Annotated in this window: 17 protein-coding genes; 6 read left to right on the top strand and 11 right to left on the bottom strand. The window is 73.2% G+C overall.

Features of this window, described 5'->3' with window-relative positions; all coding sequences use genetic code 11:
• Positions 1-184: 184 nt before the first annotated feature.
• Positions 185-1,102: an NYN domain-containing protein gene (locus ACFPP6_RS16345; protein ID WP_382042272.1), complete on the bottom strand. Its 918-nt coding sequence runs from the start codon at positions 1,100-1,102 to the stop codon at positions 185-187.
• Between the two features lie 203 nt (positions 1,103-1,305).
• Here ACFPP6_RS16345 and ACFPP6_RS16340 point away from each other — a divergent pair, with 203 nt between their 5' ends.
• A complete protein-coding gene (locus ACFPP6_RS16340; RefSeq protein ID WP_179082509.1) occupies positions 1,306-1,458 on the top strand; it encodes a hypothetical protein in 153 nt (50 codons plus the stop codon).
• Between the two features lie 99 nt (positions 1,459-1,557).
• On the opposite strand, the gene ACFPP6_RS16335 is transcribed toward ACFPP6_RS16340, so the two are convergent.
• The 4 genes from ACFPP6_RS16335 to ACFPP6_RS16320 form a co-directional block, all read right to left on the bottom strand.
• On the bottom strand, positions 1,558-2,163 hold the full coding sequence (locus tag ACFPP6_RS16335) for a MarC family protein (protein ID WP_382042269.1): 606 nt from the start codon (positions 2,161-2,163) through the stop codon (positions 1,558-1,560).
• A 168-nt stretch (positions 2,164-2,331) separates the two neighbouring features.
• Positions 2,332-3,195 carry a PHP domain-containing protein gene (locus ACFPP6_RS16330; RefSeq protein ID WP_382042267.1) on the bottom strand — a complete coding sequence of 288 codons (864 nt, stop codon included), beginning with the start codon at positions 3,193-3,195 and terminating at the stop codon, positions 2,332-2,334.
• 358 nt (positions 3,196-3,553) lie between these two features.
• Entirely contained in the window at positions 3,554-4,204 is a 651-nt protein-coding gene (locus tag ACFPP6_RS16325) for a DUF6758 family protein (RefSeq protein ID WP_058046115.1), read from the bottom strand.
• 74 nt (positions 4,205-4,278) lie between these two features.
• Complete coding sequence (locus ACFPP6_RS16320; protein ID WP_382042264.1) at positions 4,279-4,863, bottom strand: suppressor of fused domain protein; 585 nt, start codon at positions 4,861-4,863, stop codon at positions 4,279-4,281.
• A gap of 506 nt (positions 4,864-5,369) precedes the next feature.
• On the opposite strand from ACFPP6_RS16320, the gene ACFPP6_RS16315 reads away from it, so the two are divergent.
• Positions 5,370-6,476 carry a magnesium and cobalt transport protein CorA gene (locus ACFPP6_RS16315; protein ID WP_382042262.1) on the top strand — a complete coding sequence of 369 codons (1,107 nt, stop codon included), beginning with the start codon at positions 5,370-5,372 and terminating at the stop codon, positions 6,474-6,476.
• Here ACFPP6_RS16315 and ACFPP6_RS16310 read toward each other — a convergent pair.
• The gene (locus tag ACFPP6_RS16310; RefSeq protein WP_382042259.1) at positions 6,473-7,504 is read right to left on the bottom strand and encodes a DMT family transporter; all 1,032 of its coding nucleotides are present in this window, start codon (positions 7,502-7,504) and stop codon (positions 6,473-6,475) included. The two genes, ACFPP6_RS16315 and ACFPP6_RS16310, sit on opposite strands and share 4 nt — an antisense overlap.
• On the opposite strand from ACFPP6_RS16310, the gene ACFPP6_RS16305 reads away from it, so the two are divergent.
• Entirely contained in the window at positions 7,503-8,027 is a 525-nt protein-coding gene (locus ACFPP6_RS16305) for a hypothetical protein (protein WP_382042256.1), read from the top strand. The genes ACFPP6_RS16310 and ACFPP6_RS16305 overlap by 2 nt on opposite strands.
• Before the next feature lie 217 nt (positions 8,028-8,244).
• On the opposite strand, the gene ACFPP6_RS16300 is transcribed toward ACFPP6_RS16305, so the two are convergent.
• Entirely contained in the window at positions 8,245-9,027 is a 783-nt protein-coding gene (locus ACFPP6_RS16300) for a hypothetical protein (protein WP_382042253.1), read from the bottom strand.
• Positions 9,028-9,195: 168 nt separating this feature from the next.
• Between ACFPP6_RS16300 and ACFPP6_RS16295 the strand changes: the two genes are divergently transcribed.
• The 3 genes from ACFPP6_RS16295 to ACFPP6_RS16285 are packed head-to-tail and all read left to right on the top strand — an operon-like array spanning position 9,196 to position 12,288.
• On the top strand, positions 9,196-10,494 hold the full coding sequence (locus ACFPP6_RS16295; protein WP_382042251.1) for a magnesium transporter MgtE N-terminal domain-containing protein: 1,299 nt from the start codon (positions 9,196-9,198) through the stop codon (positions 10,492-10,494).
• On the top strand, positions 10,481-11,086 hold the full coding sequence (locus tag ACFPP6_RS16290; RefSeq protein WP_382042248.1) for a DUF1003 domain-containing protein: 606 nt from the start codon (positions 10,481-10,483) through the stop codon (positions 11,084-11,086). Before ACFPP6_RS16295 ends, ACFPP6_RS16290 begins: the two co-directional genes overlap by 14 nt.
• Before the next feature lie 44 nt (positions 11,087-11,130).
• A complete protein-coding gene (locus tag ACFPP6_RS16285; protein ID WP_382042246.1) occupies positions 11,131-12,288 on the top strand; it encodes an Mrp/NBP35 family ATP-binding protein in 1,158 nt (385 codons plus the stop codon).
• Between the two features lie 63 nt (positions 12,289-12,351).
• Here the strand turns inward: ACFPP6_RS16285 and ACFPP6_RS16280 are convergent, their stop codons facing one another.
• The 4 genes from ACFPP6_RS16280 to ACFPP6_RS16265 all read right to left on the bottom strand — a co-directional run bounded on the left by ACFPP6_RS16280 (position 12,352) and on the right by ACFPP6_RS16265 (position 16,256).
• On the bottom strand, positions 12,352-12,540 hold the full coding sequence (locus ACFPP6_RS16280; RefSeq protein ID WP_336010085.1) for a YegP family protein: 189 nt from the start codon (positions 12,538-12,540) through the stop codon (positions 12,352-12,354).
• Positions 12,541-12,666: 126 nt separating this feature from the next.
• A complete protein-coding gene (locus tag ACFPP6_RS16275; protein WP_382042243.1) occupies positions 12,667-13,407 on the bottom strand; it encodes a hypothetical protein in 741 nt (246 codons plus the stop codon).
• Positions 13,408-13,525: 118 nt separating this feature from the next.
• Positions 13,526-13,987: a sec-independent translocase gene (locus tag ACFPP6_RS16270; RefSeq protein WP_382042241.1), complete on the bottom strand. Its 462-nt coding sequence runs from the start codon at positions 13,985-13,987 to the stop codon at positions 13,526-13,528.
• A 163-nt stretch (positions 13,988-14,150) separates the two neighbouring features.
• Positions 14,151-16,256, bottom strand: coding sequence for a S1C family serine protease (locus ACFPP6_RS16265; protein ID WP_382042238.1), 2,106 nt, complete (start codon positions 16,254-16,256; stop codon positions 14,151-14,153).
• Between the last annotated feature and the right edge of the window lie 65 nt (positions 16,257-16,321).

Raw genomic sequence — 16,321 nt, 5'->3', positions numbered from 1 at the left:
ATTGCGGGTCGGGGATCCCCGTCAGGGGTGGCCGGGCCGGTGGCCACGACCCCCTGCCAGGGTTCCACTCGGCTTCCCCGGATGCATTTCCGGCACGCGCGTTCACCGCGGAGTTCGTCCTATCCGAGGGAGGCCCGGCCGCCTGTGCGGACGGCCGCACGGCCGGGCCGCCGGAACCGCGCGGTCAGAGCTGCGTGTGCAGGTGGTCCCAGAAGCCGTCCCGCAGCGCCCGCCGCAGGTCCGCGTGCCCGCGCAGGGAGAGCCCGAGCAGCGCCTCGGCCTCGACGAGCAGCTCCTGGTCGACGGCGCCGGGCAGGATGGGGTGGCCGGGCAGCAGTTCGGCGACGGTGTCGCGGCCGCGCGAGGCCAGCCACTGGGCGGCGACCTGGGCCCCGACGAAGCGCACGTCGTCGCGGCCGGGTGCGGGCCGGCCCGCGGAGGCGGCGTCCGCGAAGAGCTCGCCGGCGGGGCGCCGGGTGACGTACGGCTTGCAGAAGTCGAGGTCGAAGGTGCGCTGGCTGTCGACCTCCCACAGCAGCGGCTCGGCCTGGTTGCGCCCGCCGGTCGCCTCGATGCCCCACAGGTGGACGCGGGCGCCGTAGCCCTGGGCGGCCTCGACGGCCGAGACGAGGTCCTCGTCGCCGCCGATGAGGGCCGCGTCGCTGATGGCCCGGTGGCGCGCCAGCGACTCCAGGTCGGTGCGGATGAGGGAGTCGACGCCCTTCTGCTGGTTGTTGGCGTTGAGGTTGCCGAGGCGGACCTTGACGTCGGGGAGCTCGGCGATGCGCTGCTGCTCGGTGGTGTGGATGCGGCGCCGGGCGCCGTCGTACCAGTAGACGCGCAGCAGCCGGCTGTCGGGGAAGATCGTGCGCGCCCGGTCGATGAAGGCCTCGATCAGCCCTTCGGCGTCGAGGTCGAAGGAGCGGCGGTCCTCGGTGCCGGCGACGAGGCGGCCCGCCGCGGCGTACACGTAGCCCGCGTCGACGAAGATCGCGTGGGTGGACGGGGTGGTCGCGACCTCGGCCAGTACGCGCGTCAGGAGGTCGTTGGTGCGCTCGACCGCGGCGGCGATCGCGCGCAGGTGCTCGGGGGAGTCAGCCATAGGATGTCATCTCGTTCGGTTACACGCCGGACACGTTCCGTTGCACGGATTTAACAACTCTTAGTCAAGTTAAAAATTTCCTTAGCGTAGGGAATGTTTTCAGGGGTAACCTCGTTGTACCCATACGGAACGCGCCCCGCAGACGCGGCGTGCTCCGTCAGCCATGCAGTTCTCCTCAGGAGGATCAGACGAAGGGAGAAGCCTTGCGCTTCGAAATCATGCGCCTGGACGACGTCGACGGCTCGGCCGTCGACAGCACCGTCGTGGACGCCGCCTCCGTCAACCGGATCGTGCAGCAGGCCGCTTTCACCGGCCAGCGCATCTACATCCGCCCAGCCACCTCCGCGGCACAGTAGCGGGCACAGCAGCGCCGACGCTCCTTCGCGAACGGCGACACCCCCGTACGGACTGTCCGTACGGGGGTGTCGCCGTTCGCGGCCTGTGCGGCGGGGCCGCTACTTGGCCGCGATCACCTGCGTGATGCCGTTGATGATCTGCTGGACGGCGAGCGCCGAGAGCATCATGCCCGCGAGCCGCGTCACCAGCACCACGCCACCGTCCTTGATCACCCGGATGATCAGCAGCGAGTAGCGCATCACCAGCCACAGCACGATGTGCATGGCGGCGATCGCCGACCACACCGAGATCTGCCCGGCGACGGAGTCCGCGTGCTGCACCGCGAGGATCACCGAGACGATCGCACCCGGGCCCGCCAGCAGCGGCATGCCGAGCGGCACGAGCGCCACGTTGACGTCCTTGGTCTGCGTCGGCTCCTCCGACTTGCCCGTGAGCAGGTCCAGCGCGATCAGCAGCAGGAGCAGACCGCCCGCGATCATCAGGGCGGGGGTGGTGATGTGCAGGTAGTCCAGGATCTGCTGGCCGCAGAGGCCGAAGACGGTGATCACGCCGAAGGCGACCGCGGCCGCCTGCCAGGCCATCCGGCGCTGGACCTTGGCCGGGCGACCCGAGGTGAGCGCCAGGAAGATCGGGGTGATCCCCGGCGGGTCCATGATCACAAAAAGGGTGAGAAAGAGGGATCCGAAGACGGCGAAGTCGAACACAGTTGAGCCTTGCGGGAGTGGGTGGTGCGAGCAGGTGCGGGGGACGCCCTCCGGGCCCGTACGGGCGTACGGACGCGGGCGGGGGCGTACGGGCGCGGTCACCCGCGCACGGCATCACTGGGATGGGGACGTGCGGACGCGACCGGCCCGGAAGAGGGGTGGGGGCGGTCAGCCGCCGGCGCCGGGGACGGGGAACGCGCCCGTGGCCCGGCGCGTGATCTCGCCGTAGATTTCCGGATCGGTCGTGAACTCGCCGAGCGCGCAGGTCTTGCGGCTGCCGTGGTAGTCGCTGGAGCCGGTGGTCAGCAGGGAGAGGTCGGCGGCCAGGCCGCGCAGCCGGGCGCGGGTCGGGGCGTCGTGGTCCATGTGGTCGACCTCGATGCCGTCGAGCCCGGCCGAGGCCAGCTCGGCTATCGCGCTCTCGGAGGCGCAGTTGCCGCGCTTGAGCGCGAACGGGTGCGCCAGGACGGTGACCCCGCCGGCCGCCTTGACCAGGCGGATCGCGTCGAAGGGGTCCAGCTCGTGCTTCTCGACGAAGGCGCGGCCGTCACCGGAGAGCCACTCGGAGGTGAAGGCGTCGGAGACGCTGTCCACGACACCCAGCTCGACCATGGCGGTGGCCACGTGCGGCCGGCCGACGGCGCCGTCGCCCGCGATCTGCGCCACGCGCTCCCAGCTGACCGGGACGCCGAGCTCGTTGAGCTTGGTGACCATGGCGCGGGCGCGGGGGACGCGGTCGTCGCGGACGAGGTCCCGCTCGCGGGCCAGCTCGGGCTCCAGCGGGTCGAAGAGGTAGGCAAGCATGTGGACGCTGAAGCCGTCCGGGCCGCCGAGCCTGCAGGAGAGCTCCGCGCCGGTGACGAGGGTCAGCCCGGCGGGGAGCGCCGCGATGGCCTCGGCGTGACCGCCGACGCCGTCGTGGTCGGTGAGCGCCACGACGTCCAGCCCGGCGGCGGCCGCGTTGCGGACCAGCTCGGCGGGGGTGTCCGTGCCGTCCGAGGCCGTGGAGTGGGTGTGCAGGTCGATGCGCACGACACGACTCCTCACGACGGGCGGCGGACAGGGACCGGTTCAGGATAACCGGCGCGAAGGCTCGCACCGGGCCGCGCGCGGACCGCCGGGTCCGCACGCCGCGCGAGCCGGGCACCCGCCCGGGGGACGGCCCGGCCCTCGGCCGGGGACTCCCGGGCCCGCCCGGGCTGCTCGGCCGCCGGCCGAGGACGCCCCCGCGCTGTTCATCCGCCGCGGCGGCGCGCAACCACCACGGTGGAACCCGGCGGTGCCGAGCGCACCTGAGCTCGTACGGCACCGCCGGACACCTCCGCTGTGCCGGATCGCCGCCGCGGCGGAACGAGAGCGGCAGACGGCAGCAGACCGCCGGTCCGGCGGGCTAGCGCCCCGCCGGCGGCAGCAAGCGCGGCGACAGCGCCCCGCACGGCAGGAGGTCGACTTCCGCTCCCGCGTCCCGCAGGTCCGTGAGGACCAGCTCGTCGTACATCAGCAGGCCCGACTGCTCCGGCCAGACCACGGCCCACAGCCACAGCCCGCGCGCCTCGCCCGCGAAGACGGCGCGGTCCTCCGGGGCGCCCTCGACATGCCAGAGGGGGGTGGGGCGGCCGGCGGCGTGGACCTTGGCGTGCGGGGAGCGGTCGACGCGGAGGTAGGGGCCGGGGTCGGGGCCCGCGACGCCCGCGTAGCGCGCGCCGAGGCCGACGCCGAGCTCCTCGGCCACGAGCAGCAGCTCACCGGGGCCGCCGAGGGGGCTGGGGCCGGAGCAGGCGACGGCGGTGGCCCGCCCGCCGCTGCGGTCGTCCCCCGCGCAGACCACGCCGGTGAAGAGCCAGCCGACGGGCAGGGGCCAGGGCATCCACACGGGCACCCGGGCCCGGTTGACGACGACGGCCAGGGCCTCCACGCTCGGCGGGACGACGGGCTGCAGAGGGTGCACCGTGCCGTGGACGTCGCACTGCCAGGAGTCGGCGAAGAGACCGGGCGCTCGCACCCGGCCACCGCACTTCGGGCAACTGGGTTCGCCCCTCATAACCTCCAACGGTCCTCCCAGGCCGCCGCCGCGTCAAGGACGATCACCCGTCCGGACGTCGGCGGCCCGGCCGGTCATCCCAGGGGTACCCCGGAGCGCATCGGGTCACGCAGGTCGGTGCCGTTCCTCAGCCACCGCTCCTCCAGCGCGGACGCTCCCTGCACCCTCTTCCAGGCCGCCTCGTTGGGGGTCATGGGCAGCAGGGGGAGGAAGCGGACGGGGTCCATCGGCTCGTCCAGCTCCAGGTCCTCGACCAGGCCGCCGGACCCGGCGACGAGGACGGAGGTGAAGGGCGCCCCGGGCCAGAGCGGTTCACCGGTGTCGAGCGAGGCGCCGGGCGCGACGACCAGGCCCTCCACCTGGGGCGAGGCGGCGAGGACGGCCAGCGGCCGCAGCACCTTGTCCGTGTCGGCGAGGCCGGCGCGGACGGAGAGGACCAGCTCGGCGCGGGGCCCGCGGAGCGGGTCCGCGACCACGGCCGTCGGGTCGGCCATCGGCTGGGCGGACATGCCGAGCGTGGCGTAGCGCACGACGTCCCCGTCATGGAAGCGGAGGACCTCGATCCGGTCCGTGCCGAGGAAGGTCACCGCTGCGCGCGCGTCCGGTTCGCCCAGGGCTGTCCGGAGCCGGGCCTCGACCAGTGCGAGAACGTCTGACATGCAGTGAGCATAGAACGCGTATCGAACGGGCAAAGGAGGGTATGGACGGGTCAAGTGGCTGCTAGCCTTGACCTCTGGTCAGGGAGTTACGTTCGTCCCTCAGCGGGGACCGGCCGGAGGAGGTGGGGCTGCGGTGGATCCTAGTCGACCGTGCAGTACCGGCAGTTCTCCCGTCCCTTCGCTCCGGACGCACTCCTCGTGATCTGAGATCTTCCGCCCTCGGCAGTGCCGCCGACGTTTTCCCGGAAGTTCTTTCGCGCCCGCAGCGCCGACGGAAGAGCGCCTTCGTCCCGCTTTGTTCCGTGTTCTCCGCGAAGTTCTCTGCTTCCCTGCGAAGTTCTCCGCGCACTGCCGTCAGCCTCGCCGCACCGCACGAAGCGCCGTCCGATTTGCGGACGTGTCCCGCACACGGCCTCCCGCCGTTCAGGGCCTCACGTCCACGTTCCGGGCCGCGTTGCACTCGCGCTCCGCACCGGCTGGCGGCCGGCCCGTGAAGGAGCCCTGCCATGTCGATGATCCGTGATCTGCGCGAGGTCGTCCGTCCCGCCCTGCGCCGCAGCGCCCTGCCGTACGAGTACGACTCGACCCGGGACCCGTCCGTCAGCAGTGCGGTCGTCGACTGCGCCGTCTACCGCGACGGCAAGCGCCTCAGCGACCACGTCAGCCCCGCCGAGGCGATGCGCCGGGTGCGGGCCGGCGGCGGCTTCGCCTGGATCGGGCTGCACGAGCCGACGGAGCGTGAGTTCTCGGGCATCGCCGCGGTGTTCGGGCTGCACCCGCTCGCCGTGGAGGACGCCGTCCACGCCCACCAGCGGCCCAAGCTGGAACGTTACGACGACACGCTGTTCACCGTCTTCAAGACCATCCACTACGTCGAGCACGCCGAGCTCACCGCGACCAGCGAGGTCGTCGAGACCGGCGAGGTGATGTGCTTCACCGGGCCGGACTTCATCATCACCGTCCGGCACGGCGGCCAGGGCTCGCTGCGCGCGCTGCGCCACCGCCTCCAGGACGACCCGGAGCTGCTGTCCAAGGGCCCCTCCGCCGTCCTGCACGCGATCGCCGACCAGGTCGTGGACGGCTACATCGCCGTCGCCGACGCGGTGCAGGACGACATCGACGAGGTGGAGATCGACGTCTTCTCGCCCGCCGGCAAGGGCGCCTCGCGCGGCGGCGACGCGGGCCGGATCTACCAGCTCAAGCGCGAGGTACTGGAGTTCAAGCGGGCGGTGGCCCCGCTGCTGCGGCCGATGCAGCAGCTCAGCGAGCGGCCGATGCGGCTGGTCGACCCGGACATCCAGAAGTACTTCCGGGACGTCGCCGACCACCTCGCCCGCGTCCACGAGCAGGTCCTGTCCTTCGACGACCTGCTGAACTCCATCCTCCAGGCCAACCTCGCGCAGGCGTCGGTGGCCCAGAACGAGGACATGCGGAAGATCACGTCATGGGCGGCGATCTTCGCCGTCCCGACGATGATCGCCGGGATCTACGGGATGAACTTCGACCACATGCCGGAGCTGCACTGGAAGTACGGCTATCCGGCGGTCATGGTCGTCACGGTCGCCATCTGTGTGACGATCCACCGCGGCTTCAAGCGGAACGGCTGGCTCTAGCCTTTCCTCGCCTGGCTCCAGCCCTTCTTCTCCGCGCGGCCGGCCATGATGACGAGGCCCAGCCCGGCCAGGATCACCGCCAGCGCCGGATAGGAGGCGACGGGCGGGGTCTGCCCCAGCCACAGCGCGGCGATCAGGGCCGCGCCGGGGGTCTCCAGGAGGATCGCCGTCGAGGTCACGGACGGGCCGAGCCCCTTGACCACGCGGTTGATCAGCGAGTGCCCGAGCAGCTGCGCGGTGACCGTCAGCAGGGCCAGCTTCAGCCAGGTGTCCCCGCTGTAGCCCGCGAGGGACGAGCCGGAGAGCAGGCACGCGGCGAGCAGCAGGACGGTCGTCGTCGCGTAGCAGACGTAGCTGTACGTGACCGTGCCCACCGTCCGGCGCACCTCCGCGCCCAGCAGGACGTACCCGGCGGCCGCCATGCCGCCGGCCAGGGCCAGCGCGTCGCCCGCGAGGGCCCGCGGTGACAGGGACAGGTCGACGCCGGTCAGCATCACCACGCCCAGGAAGGCCAGGGCGGTGCCCGCCCACACCAGCGCCGGCGGCCGGTGGCCGCGCAGGCGCATCAGGAGCGTCGTCCAGATCGGGGTGGTGGTGACCAGCGCGGTCGAGGACGCCACCGACGTCATGTGCAGGCTCGGCAGCCACACCCCGAAGTGCACGGCCAGGAGCGCGCCCGCGGCCACGGCCAGCAGCAGGTTCCGGCGGCCGATGCCGCGGAGCTCGGCGCGGTGCCGGACGAGCGCGACGGGGGTCAGGGCGCCCACGGCCATGGCGTTGCGCCAGAAGGCGATGGCCAGGGCGGGGGCGGCGGTCGCGGCGATCAGGGGAGCCGACAGGGAGAGGCCGGAGACGGCGATCGCGAGCAGGAAGAGGTCCGCACGGACGGCGGGGTGGGGGTGAGGGTGGGCGGTCTCCGCCCCGGCGGCGGTCGCGCCGGTCGGGGCGTCGCTGCGCGTAGGGGCACTGGTCACCCGTCCAGGGTAGATCTCCTGGTCGCGGGCACCGGCGCATAAAGTAGGCCGCATGACACAGACGCAGGAGCTGCTCGACCGGGCGCTCATCGAGGAGGCCACGAAGAAGTCCGGCCTCATCTGGGTGCAGGGACCGGCGGGGCCGAGCCGTGCGCTGTGGCACGTGTGGCACGAGGGTGCGGTCCACCTCGTGGGCGGCACCGGTGAGCAGCCGCTGGACGACCTCGGGCTCGCCGACGGCGCCGAGGCGACGGTGACCGTCCGCAGCAAGGACAAGGGCGGGCGCCTGGTCTCCTGGACCGCGCGCGTCGCCGAGCTCCCGGCGGGGGGCGAGGCGTGGACGGCGGCGGTCGCCGAGCTGAAGGCGAAGCGGCTCAACGCGCCGGACGCGGAGCGGATCACGGAGCGGTGGGCGGAGGGCTGCCGCGTCCTGCGCCTGGAGCCGTCCGGGGCCACGGCGGCGCTCCCGGACACGGCCCTGGCGGCCCGTCCGCTCCCGACACCGGCGACGACGCGCCGCCCGATGCCTGCGGCTCTGCCGAAACTCCTCCGGAAGGGCCGCCGCGCAGGCCGCTAGGAGCCGCTGTCGTTCCGGGCGCCCCGCATGCCTCCGCCGCAGCGGCGCCCGGCCGGGACGCACCTGAGCGGCGGTGCCGGACCGGCCTTGCTCCGAGAGTTGCGCACAGCCCGGCACCGCCGGACACCGCCGTCGGGCGTCTCGCCATCGTGGCGGAAACACATGGCGTGGCCGAGCGAGAGGCCCGGTACGCCGAGAGGCGGCGCGAGCCGCGGAGCTACTTCGCCGGGCCCGGCAGTGACGCGCCCTCGCCCGCGGCGGGGATGCGCTTGCCGTAGTCGACCGTGTCCTGCTTCGGCGGGGGCGTCAGGGCGAAGTCCTTGCCCCAGTCGGACAGTTCCAGCTGGCCCGCCCCGCCCGCGCGCCGCACCCGCAGGGGGTACGGCGTGTCCATGAGGGAGACGTCGAGCGTGCCGCCCGAGCCGCCGGCGCCGTTGACCCGGATGGTCGGGACGCCGGCCACCGTGCCGTGCTCCCCGCGGGCGAGCTTGCCGTGCAGGCCGATGAGCCCGTCGAGCAGGACGTCCTTGTCGGTGAAGCCCTTGAACTGCTGGTAGGCGGGGTCGCCGGTCGGCACCTTCACGTACTTCTTCTCCAGCTTGCCCGCGGCGGCCGCGCCGTCCCCCTTGCCGTCCTTGGCGTCCTTGTCGCCGCGCGACCAGAACGCCGCCGGGGCCTTGAGGAAGAGCTCGTCGCCGACCCGCAGCAGCTCGAAGGTGCTGGCGTCGGAGGCGACCCGGCCCGTCCCGCCGTCCCGCTTCAGCCGCATGTCGAGCTTGTACGTGCGCCCCTGGCTGACGACGCTGCCGGAGAGGTGGACGGAGGAGGCCTCCCGCGCCGCCGAGCGCGCCTTGTCCTGGATCTTCGCGGGGTCGAGCCTGCCGACGCCGTTGGTCCCGGCGTCGGGGTCCTTGGCACCACCACCACCGCCGCAGGCGGTGAGCGCCACGGACAGGCCGGCGCACAGCGCTCCCACGAGAGCCGCCTTCCGGGTTCGCACGTCGCTCCTGCCTCCTGTTCAGCCCTGTTCAGCCGCTGGAGTACGGCAGCGTACCCGTGCCGCCCGCAGGCGGAAGCAAGCAGTCCGGACGGGCGTCTCCCCCGCGCCGGGGAGAACCCGGTCACGTTAGCCTGAACCGGACACCGGACCACGGAGGAGGTGTGCGGCATGGCGGCAGGCGCCCACCGGGTCTTCGTGTCGCACCTCTCGGGCGTGGCGGTCTTCGACCCCAACGGCGACCAGGTGGGCCGCGTCCAGGACCTCGTCGCGATGCTCCGCGTCGGCGGCCGGCCGCCCCGCGTGCTGGGCCTGGTCGTGGAGGTCGTCAGCCGCCGCCGGATCTTCCTGCCCATGACGCGGGTGACGGGCGTGGAGTCCGGCCAGGTCATCACCACCGGCGTGATCAACATGCGGCGCTTCGAACAGCGCCCCACCGAGACCCTGGTCCTCGGCGAGCTGCTCGACCGGCGCGTACGTCTGGTCGACGGGGGCGAGGAGGTGACCGTCCTCGATGTAGCGATCATCCAGCTGCCCGCCCGCCGCGACTGGGAGATCGACAAGGTCTTCGTGCGCCGCGGCAAGGGCGGGGCGCTGCGCCGCAAGGGCGAGACGCTCACCGTCGAGTGGTCGGCCGTCACCGGCTTCTCCCTGGAGGAGCACGGGCAGGGCGCCGCGAGCCTCCTGGCGACGTTCGAGCGGCTGCGCCCCGCCGACCTCGCCAGCGTCCTGCACCACCTCTCTCCCAAGCGCCGCTCGGAGGTCGCGGCGGCGCTGGACGACGACCGGCTCGCGGACGTCCTGGAGGAGCTCCCGGAGGACGACCAGATCGAGATCCTCGGCAAGCTCAAGGAGGAGCGCGCCGCGGACGTCCTGGAGGCCATGGACCCGGACGACGCGGCCGACCTGCTCTCGGAGCTCCCGGAGGACGACAAGGAGCGGCTGCTGACCCTCATGCAGCCGGACGAGGCGGCGGACGTGCGCCGGCTCCTGGCGTACGAGGAGCGCACCGCGGGCGGTCTGATGACGACCGAGCCGATCGTGCTGCGCCCGGACGCGACCGTCGCCGACGCCCTCGCGCGCGTGCGCAACCGCGACCTCTCCCCCGCGCTGGCCGCCCAGGTGTACGTGTGCCGGCCGCCGGACGAGACCCCCACCGGCAAGTACCTGGGCACGGTCCACTTCCAGCGGCTCCTGCGCGACCCGCCCTTCACGCTGGTCGGCTCGATCGTGGACACCGACCTGCGGCCCCTGCCGCCGGGCACCCCGCTGCCGGCCGTCACCAGCTACCTGGCGACGTACAACATGGTCGCCGCGCCCGTCGTCGACGAGAGCGGCTCCCTGCTGGGGGCGGTCACCGTCGACGACGTCCTGGACCACCTGCTGCCCGAGGACTGGCGCGAGACCGAGCTGCACCACGGGGCGCCGGGCATGACCGAGCTGCCGGAGGCCGTCGATGGCGGGCAGTGAGCGGGGACGCGAGGGCACCCCGGGGCACCGCCCCGACCGGGCCGAGCGCGTCCGGGCGCAGTCGGAGTCCGTGCACCCCCACCCGCACCCCCGCCCGCGCGTCCGGCTGGACCTGCCGCGGGTCAAGCGGCGCGGCTGGCTGCCGGAGTACGACCCGGAGGCGTTCGGGCGGACCTCGGAGCGGATCGCGCGCTTCCTGGGGACGGGGCGGTTCATCGTCTGGATGACGGTCGTCATCATCCTGTGGGTCGTGTGGAACACCACCGTCCCCGGGCACCTGCGGTTCGACAACTATCCCTTCATCTTCCTGACCCTGATGCTGTCGCTGCAGGCCTCCTACGCGGCGCCGCTGATCCTCCTCGCGCAGAACCGCCAGGACGACCGCGACCGGGTCAACCTGGAGCAGGACCGCAAGCAGAACGAGCGGTCGATCGCGGACACGGAGTACCTCACCCGGGAGATCGCCGCGCTGCGGATGGGCCTCGGCGAGGTCGCGACGCGCGACTGGATCCGCTCCGAGTTCCAGGAGCTCGTCAAGGATCTGGAACAGCGCCGCGTATTCCCCGCGGAGAGTGAGGAACGCGACCGCTGACGGCCCTTTCCGGAGGCCCCCTCACGCGCCGTACCATCGTCCGTATGGCTACCGACACGAACGGAACGTCTCCGAGCGAGGACGCGGTCCGCGCCGCGCTCGCGACGGTGAACGACCCCGAGATCCAGCGACCCATCACCGACCTGGGGATGGTCAAATCGGTGGAGATCGCGGCGGACGGTTCGGTCGCGGTGGCGGTCTACCTGACGGTCTCCGGCTGCCCCATGCGGGAGACGATCGTCAGCCGGGTGCGGGACGCCGTATCGGGCGTCACCGGCGTCACGGGCGTGACGGTCGAGCTCGACGTCATGAGCGACGAGCAGCGCCGCGAGCTGGCGGCCTCCCTGCGCGGCGGCACGGCCGAGCGCGAGGTGCCCTTCGCCAAGCCGGGCTCGCTCACCCGGGTCTACGCGGTCGCGTCCGGCAAGGGCGGCGTCGGGAAGTCCTCCGTCACGGTCAACCTCGCGGCGGCCATGGCGGCCGACGGGCTGAAGGTCGGCGTCGTGGACGCGGACATCTACGGCCACTCCGTCCCGCGCATGCTCGGCGCGGAGGGCCGCCCCACCCAGGTCGAGAACATGATCATGCCGCCGTCGGCGAACGGCGTGAAGGTCATCTCCATCGGCATGTTCACCCCGGGCAACGCCCCGGTGGTGTGGCGCGGCCCGATGCTCCACCGCGCCCTCCAGCAGTTCCTCGCCGACGTCTACTGGGGCGACCTGGACGTCCTGCTGCTCGACCTGCCCCCGGGCACGGGCGACATCGCGATCTCGGTCGCGCAGCTGGTGCCGAACGCAGAGATCCTCGTCGTGACGACGCCTCAGCAGGCGGCCGCCGAGGTCGCCGAGCGGGCCGGCTCGATCGCCGTGCAGACGCACCAGAAGATCGTCGGCGTCGTGGAGAACATGTCCGGGCTGCCGTGTCCCCACTGCGACGAGATGGTCGACGTCTTCGGCACCGGTGGCGGCCAGGTCGTCGCCGACGGCCTGACCCGCACCACGGGCGCCACCGTGCCCGTCCTGGGCTCCATCCCCATCGACGTCCGCCTGCGCGAGGGCGGCGACGAGGGCAAGCCGGTGGTCCTGACGGACCCGGAGTCCCCGGCGGGCGCGGCGCTGCGCGCCATCGCCGGCAAGCTCGGCGGCCGGCAGCGCGGCCTGTCCGGCATGTCGCTGGGCATTACCCCGCGCAACAAGTTCTGACGGGTCGCGCCGGTGCGCGGGCAGGCTGCTCTGCGGCCCTGCCCGCGCACCGGCGCTGCGCCGCTAGCCCTGGTGCCCCAGGTCCTTCACGGGTGCCGAGGCCGCGTTCTGCTTCACGGACTCGATGCCCTTCTCACAGGCCGACCGGCTGTTGTACGACTCGCCGACGGCGATGATCTCGCCGTTGCCCGCCTTCAGGCGGTAGCGGTACTTGCCGGAGTTGTCCTCGTACATCTCGAACTTGCCTGGCATGGCTGATCACCTCTCCGAGTGCGGCTGCCCCCTGCCGGAAATTCAAGCCCGGCCCAACGGCACGCGCAGCCCGGGAGGGCCCGGCGGGTGACCCGGCGGCCCCGCCGGGAGCCGGCGCGGCGGCGGTCAGCCCCGGTAGGCCGTGATGTCCTTGATCACTGAGAAGCCCATGCCGTAGGCGCTCATGCCCCGGCCGTACGCCCCGATGTGCACCCCTCCGCCGGCACCGGCCGCACCGGGGCGGCCGTCGCCGCGCTCGTCCGCGGCGGAGCCGGCGAGCACCCAGCCGTACTCCGACTCGCGGTAACGGAAGTCGGTGGGCACGCCGTCCACCGGGAGCGACAGCGTCGACCACGCCGAGTCGTCCAGGTGGTCCGCCAGCTCCCAGGCGAGGGCCGTCTGCTGGTCGAGCCAGTCCTGCCGCAGCGCCCGCTCCATCTGCGCGGGCCAGGTGCACGACAGCAGCCCCGACCCGGCCAGCCACGCCGCGGAGGAGACCGAGGTGGCCTCCAGGACGCCCGTGCCGTCGGCGCTGCGGCGGCCGGGGCGGCTGGCGACGGTCACGACGACCGCGAAGCGCTGCTTGGCGGCGTGGGGATCGGCGCGCTCGCTGCGCAGCGTGGGCTCCTCGCCGTGGCCCGTGGCGCCGTGCTCCACCGTCCCGTCGGCGGCGGTGCCGACCTGCATCAGCCAGCGCGGCCCGGTGTAGGCCTCGTCCAGGCCGTACCACGGGAACGACGCCTGCAGATAGCCGTCGGCCGCCCGCCTGTCGGCGGGCACGCCCGGTGCGTCCTGCGCTGCGGCGTCCACGGCGGACGCGTCGGCCGTGCCGGCCCCTTGAGCCCCAACCCGACTCGTCGTCTCCATCTGCGCGGCGCCTCCTTGTTGCCCGGTGTCCTGGGCGAGCCCGCCCCCCTCGGACGACTTCACCCCAAACACAGGGAGGATAGCCACCCCCGTCAATGGCGCACGGGATGCGCGGAACTCAGGTGGCGTCGGAGTCGAACGGAGGACGCTCTCCCGGGTCCGGCTTGTCCTGCTTCTTGAGCAGGTCCGGGCGGGGGGAGCCGCCGTTCGAGGGAGCCTGGGCGGCTCCGGAGGCCGGGGCCGCCGTCGTGTCGCCGCCGCGGCCGTGGACGGCGTCGGCGACCTCCGTCATCTCCGACTTGAGGTCGAAGCCGTTGCGGATCTCCTTCAGGCCCAGCTCGTCCTTGTCCAGCACGTGCTTGCGGACGAACGTCTTGGGGTTGAGGTCCTCGAACTCGAAGTCCTTGAACTCGGGGCCCAGCTCGGAGCGGATGTCCTCCTTGGCGCTCTCGGAGAACTGCCGGATCTTGCGCAGCGTGCGGGACACGTCCTGGATCATCTTCGGCAGCTTGTCGGGGCCGAAGATGAGCACAGCGAGCACCACGAGCGCGACCAGCTCGAGGGGTCCTATGTCGAGCACGTTGAAGCTCCTTGATGCGTCAATGGCCGACGGTCCAGGCCACCTATCACGGTACCTGGCCCTGCGGGGTCGAAGGGATACACCTGGGGCAAGATCAGGCCAAAGCCGACGCCGGCGGACGGTCCGGGGGCCCGCCGCGGGCCGGCCCCGGAGGACGCGGGCGTCAGCGGGCGCCCGCGGAGCCGAGGGTCAGCTCGACCGCCCGCTCCTGGCCGTCCCGCTCCACGGTCAGCGTGAGCCGGTCGCCCGGACGATGACTGCGGATCTTGACGATAAGCTCCTGGCCGCTGCGCACGGCCACTCCGTCGACCTTTTTGATCACGTCGTTCGGCCGGAGGCCGGCCTTGTCGCCCGGGCCGCCGGGAGTGACGGGCGCACTGTCGCCGCTCTTGGTGTTCACCCGGGCGCCGTCGCCCGAATACCCCATGTCCAGCGTCACGCCGATGACCGGGTGGGTGGCCTTGCCGGTGTTGATGAGCTCCTCGGCCACCCGCTTGGCCTGGTTGATCGGTATGGCGAAGCCCAGGCCGATGCTGCCGCCCTGGCCGCCGCCGAGCTCGCCGCTGTCGCCCGCGGAGCGGATCGCGCTGTTGATGCCGATGACCCGGGCCTCCGAGTCCACCAGCGGGCCGCCCGAATTGCCCGGGTTTATCGGGGCGTCGGTCTGCAGGGCGTCGACATAGCTGACGTCGCTGCCGTCCCCCTTCCGGCCGCCCGCGGTGATCGGGCGCTCCTTGGCGCTGATGATCCCCGTCGTGACCGTGCCCGCGAGGTCGTACGGGGCGCCGATGGCGATCACGGAGTCGCCGACGCGGACGGAGTCGGAATTGCCGAGGGCGAGGGGGGTCAGGCCGGACACGCCCGACACCTTGATCACGGCGAGGTCGTAGCTGCTGTCCCGGCCCACGAGGGTGGCCTTGGCGGTCTGACCGCTGCTGAACGTCACCGATATGTCACCGGCGGCTCCCGCGGGCTCCACGACGTGGTTGTTCGTGAGGATGCGGCCCTCCTTGTCGAGGACGAAGCCGGTGCCGGTGCCCTGGTCGCTGCCGCCGCGGACGTGGATCGTCACCACGCCCGGCAGGGCTCGGGCGGCGATGCCCGCGATGCTGCCCGGGGCGCGCGCCGAGCGGTCCGCGGTGGCCTGCGGCAGGCTGACGTGACGGCCCATGGCGCCGTCCCGCTCCAGATACGCCCCGACGCCGCCGCCGATGCCGCCGGCGACCAGCGCCACGAGCAGCGCCCCGGCGAGGAGCCGCCCGCGGCCGCGCTTCGCCGGAACGGGCTCCGCGGTACGGGCCGCGGACGCGGCCCAGGGGTCGTACTGCCACGGCGCCGGGGTGCCGTGCGCGGGCGTCATCCCCGCGGGAGGCACGGGAGTGCCGTGCGGCGGCGTCACGCCGGGCGGGGGGAAGGCGGCGCCCTGCGGCGCGGCGGGCCCTCCGGGCGGCAGCGGCGTGCCTTGAGGCGGCGTCATGCCGGACGACGCAAAGGCGGCCCCCTGCGGCGGCAGCGGCGTGCCCTGCGGCGGCGTGACCGGCCGCTGAACGGGCGGCGCAGGAGCCCACGGCCCGGGCCGCCCGTACGGAGGCGTGCCGTAAGGATCGGGAGCGTGCAACGGAACGGCCCCGGAGCCGGAAGGGGAGTCGGCACCGTAGGCGGGGGCGGCACCGGAAGCGTGCGAGGTGTCCTGAGCGGACCCCCCGGGCGGCGGCGTGTGCCCCTGGCCGGACCGGTCGGCCTCCGGCCCGGCACTGAAAGCCTCTTCCGTACCGAACGCGGGCAGCGGGTGCGTGGTGTCCTGAGCGGACGGCCCGACGCCCGGCGCGGCACCGGAAGCCGCATCCGACGCGGGCAACGGCGCGGACCCCCGGTCGGGCCGGTCGGCCCCCGGCCCGGCGGCGGAAGCCGCGTCCGGGCGGTACGGGGGCAGCGGGGCCGTCGCCGACTCGTCGGGCTCACCGGGTACGGCGTCCTGGCCCGCCTGCGGGGCGTGCGAGGGCGCGGCGCCGGAAGACTCTTCCTGGCCGTACGGCGGCAGCGGGCGCGTCGGTGAGTCGTCGGGCGCGGACGCCTCCGGGCCGTACGGCGGCAGCAGGTGCGTTTCCGCCTCCGAGGGGGGCGTCTCGTCCGCCTGGAACGGGGGCGCGTCCAGGAACTGCGGGCCCTCGTGCCGGCCCGCGCGTCCGGCGGCGGCCGGCGCCTCGCCGGCCGGGCGCGGGCGGCTCCACCACTGCGGCGCGGACGTCCGCGCCTTCCCCTCGTCCATGTTCTCCCCACCGATCGCCGGAAGGCGCACGGCATCGCCCGAGGGATGCGCGGCCCACAGGAATT

The organism is Streptomyces aureoversilis, from assembly GCF_042657885.1.
Classification (GTDB): Bacteria; Actinomycetota; Actinomycetes; order Streptomycetales; family Streptomycetaceae; genus Streptomyces; species Streptomyces aureoversilis.
The sequence above is the reverse complement of the archived record's forward strand: the minus strand, read 5'-3'. Positions and strand labels throughout refer to the sequence as shown.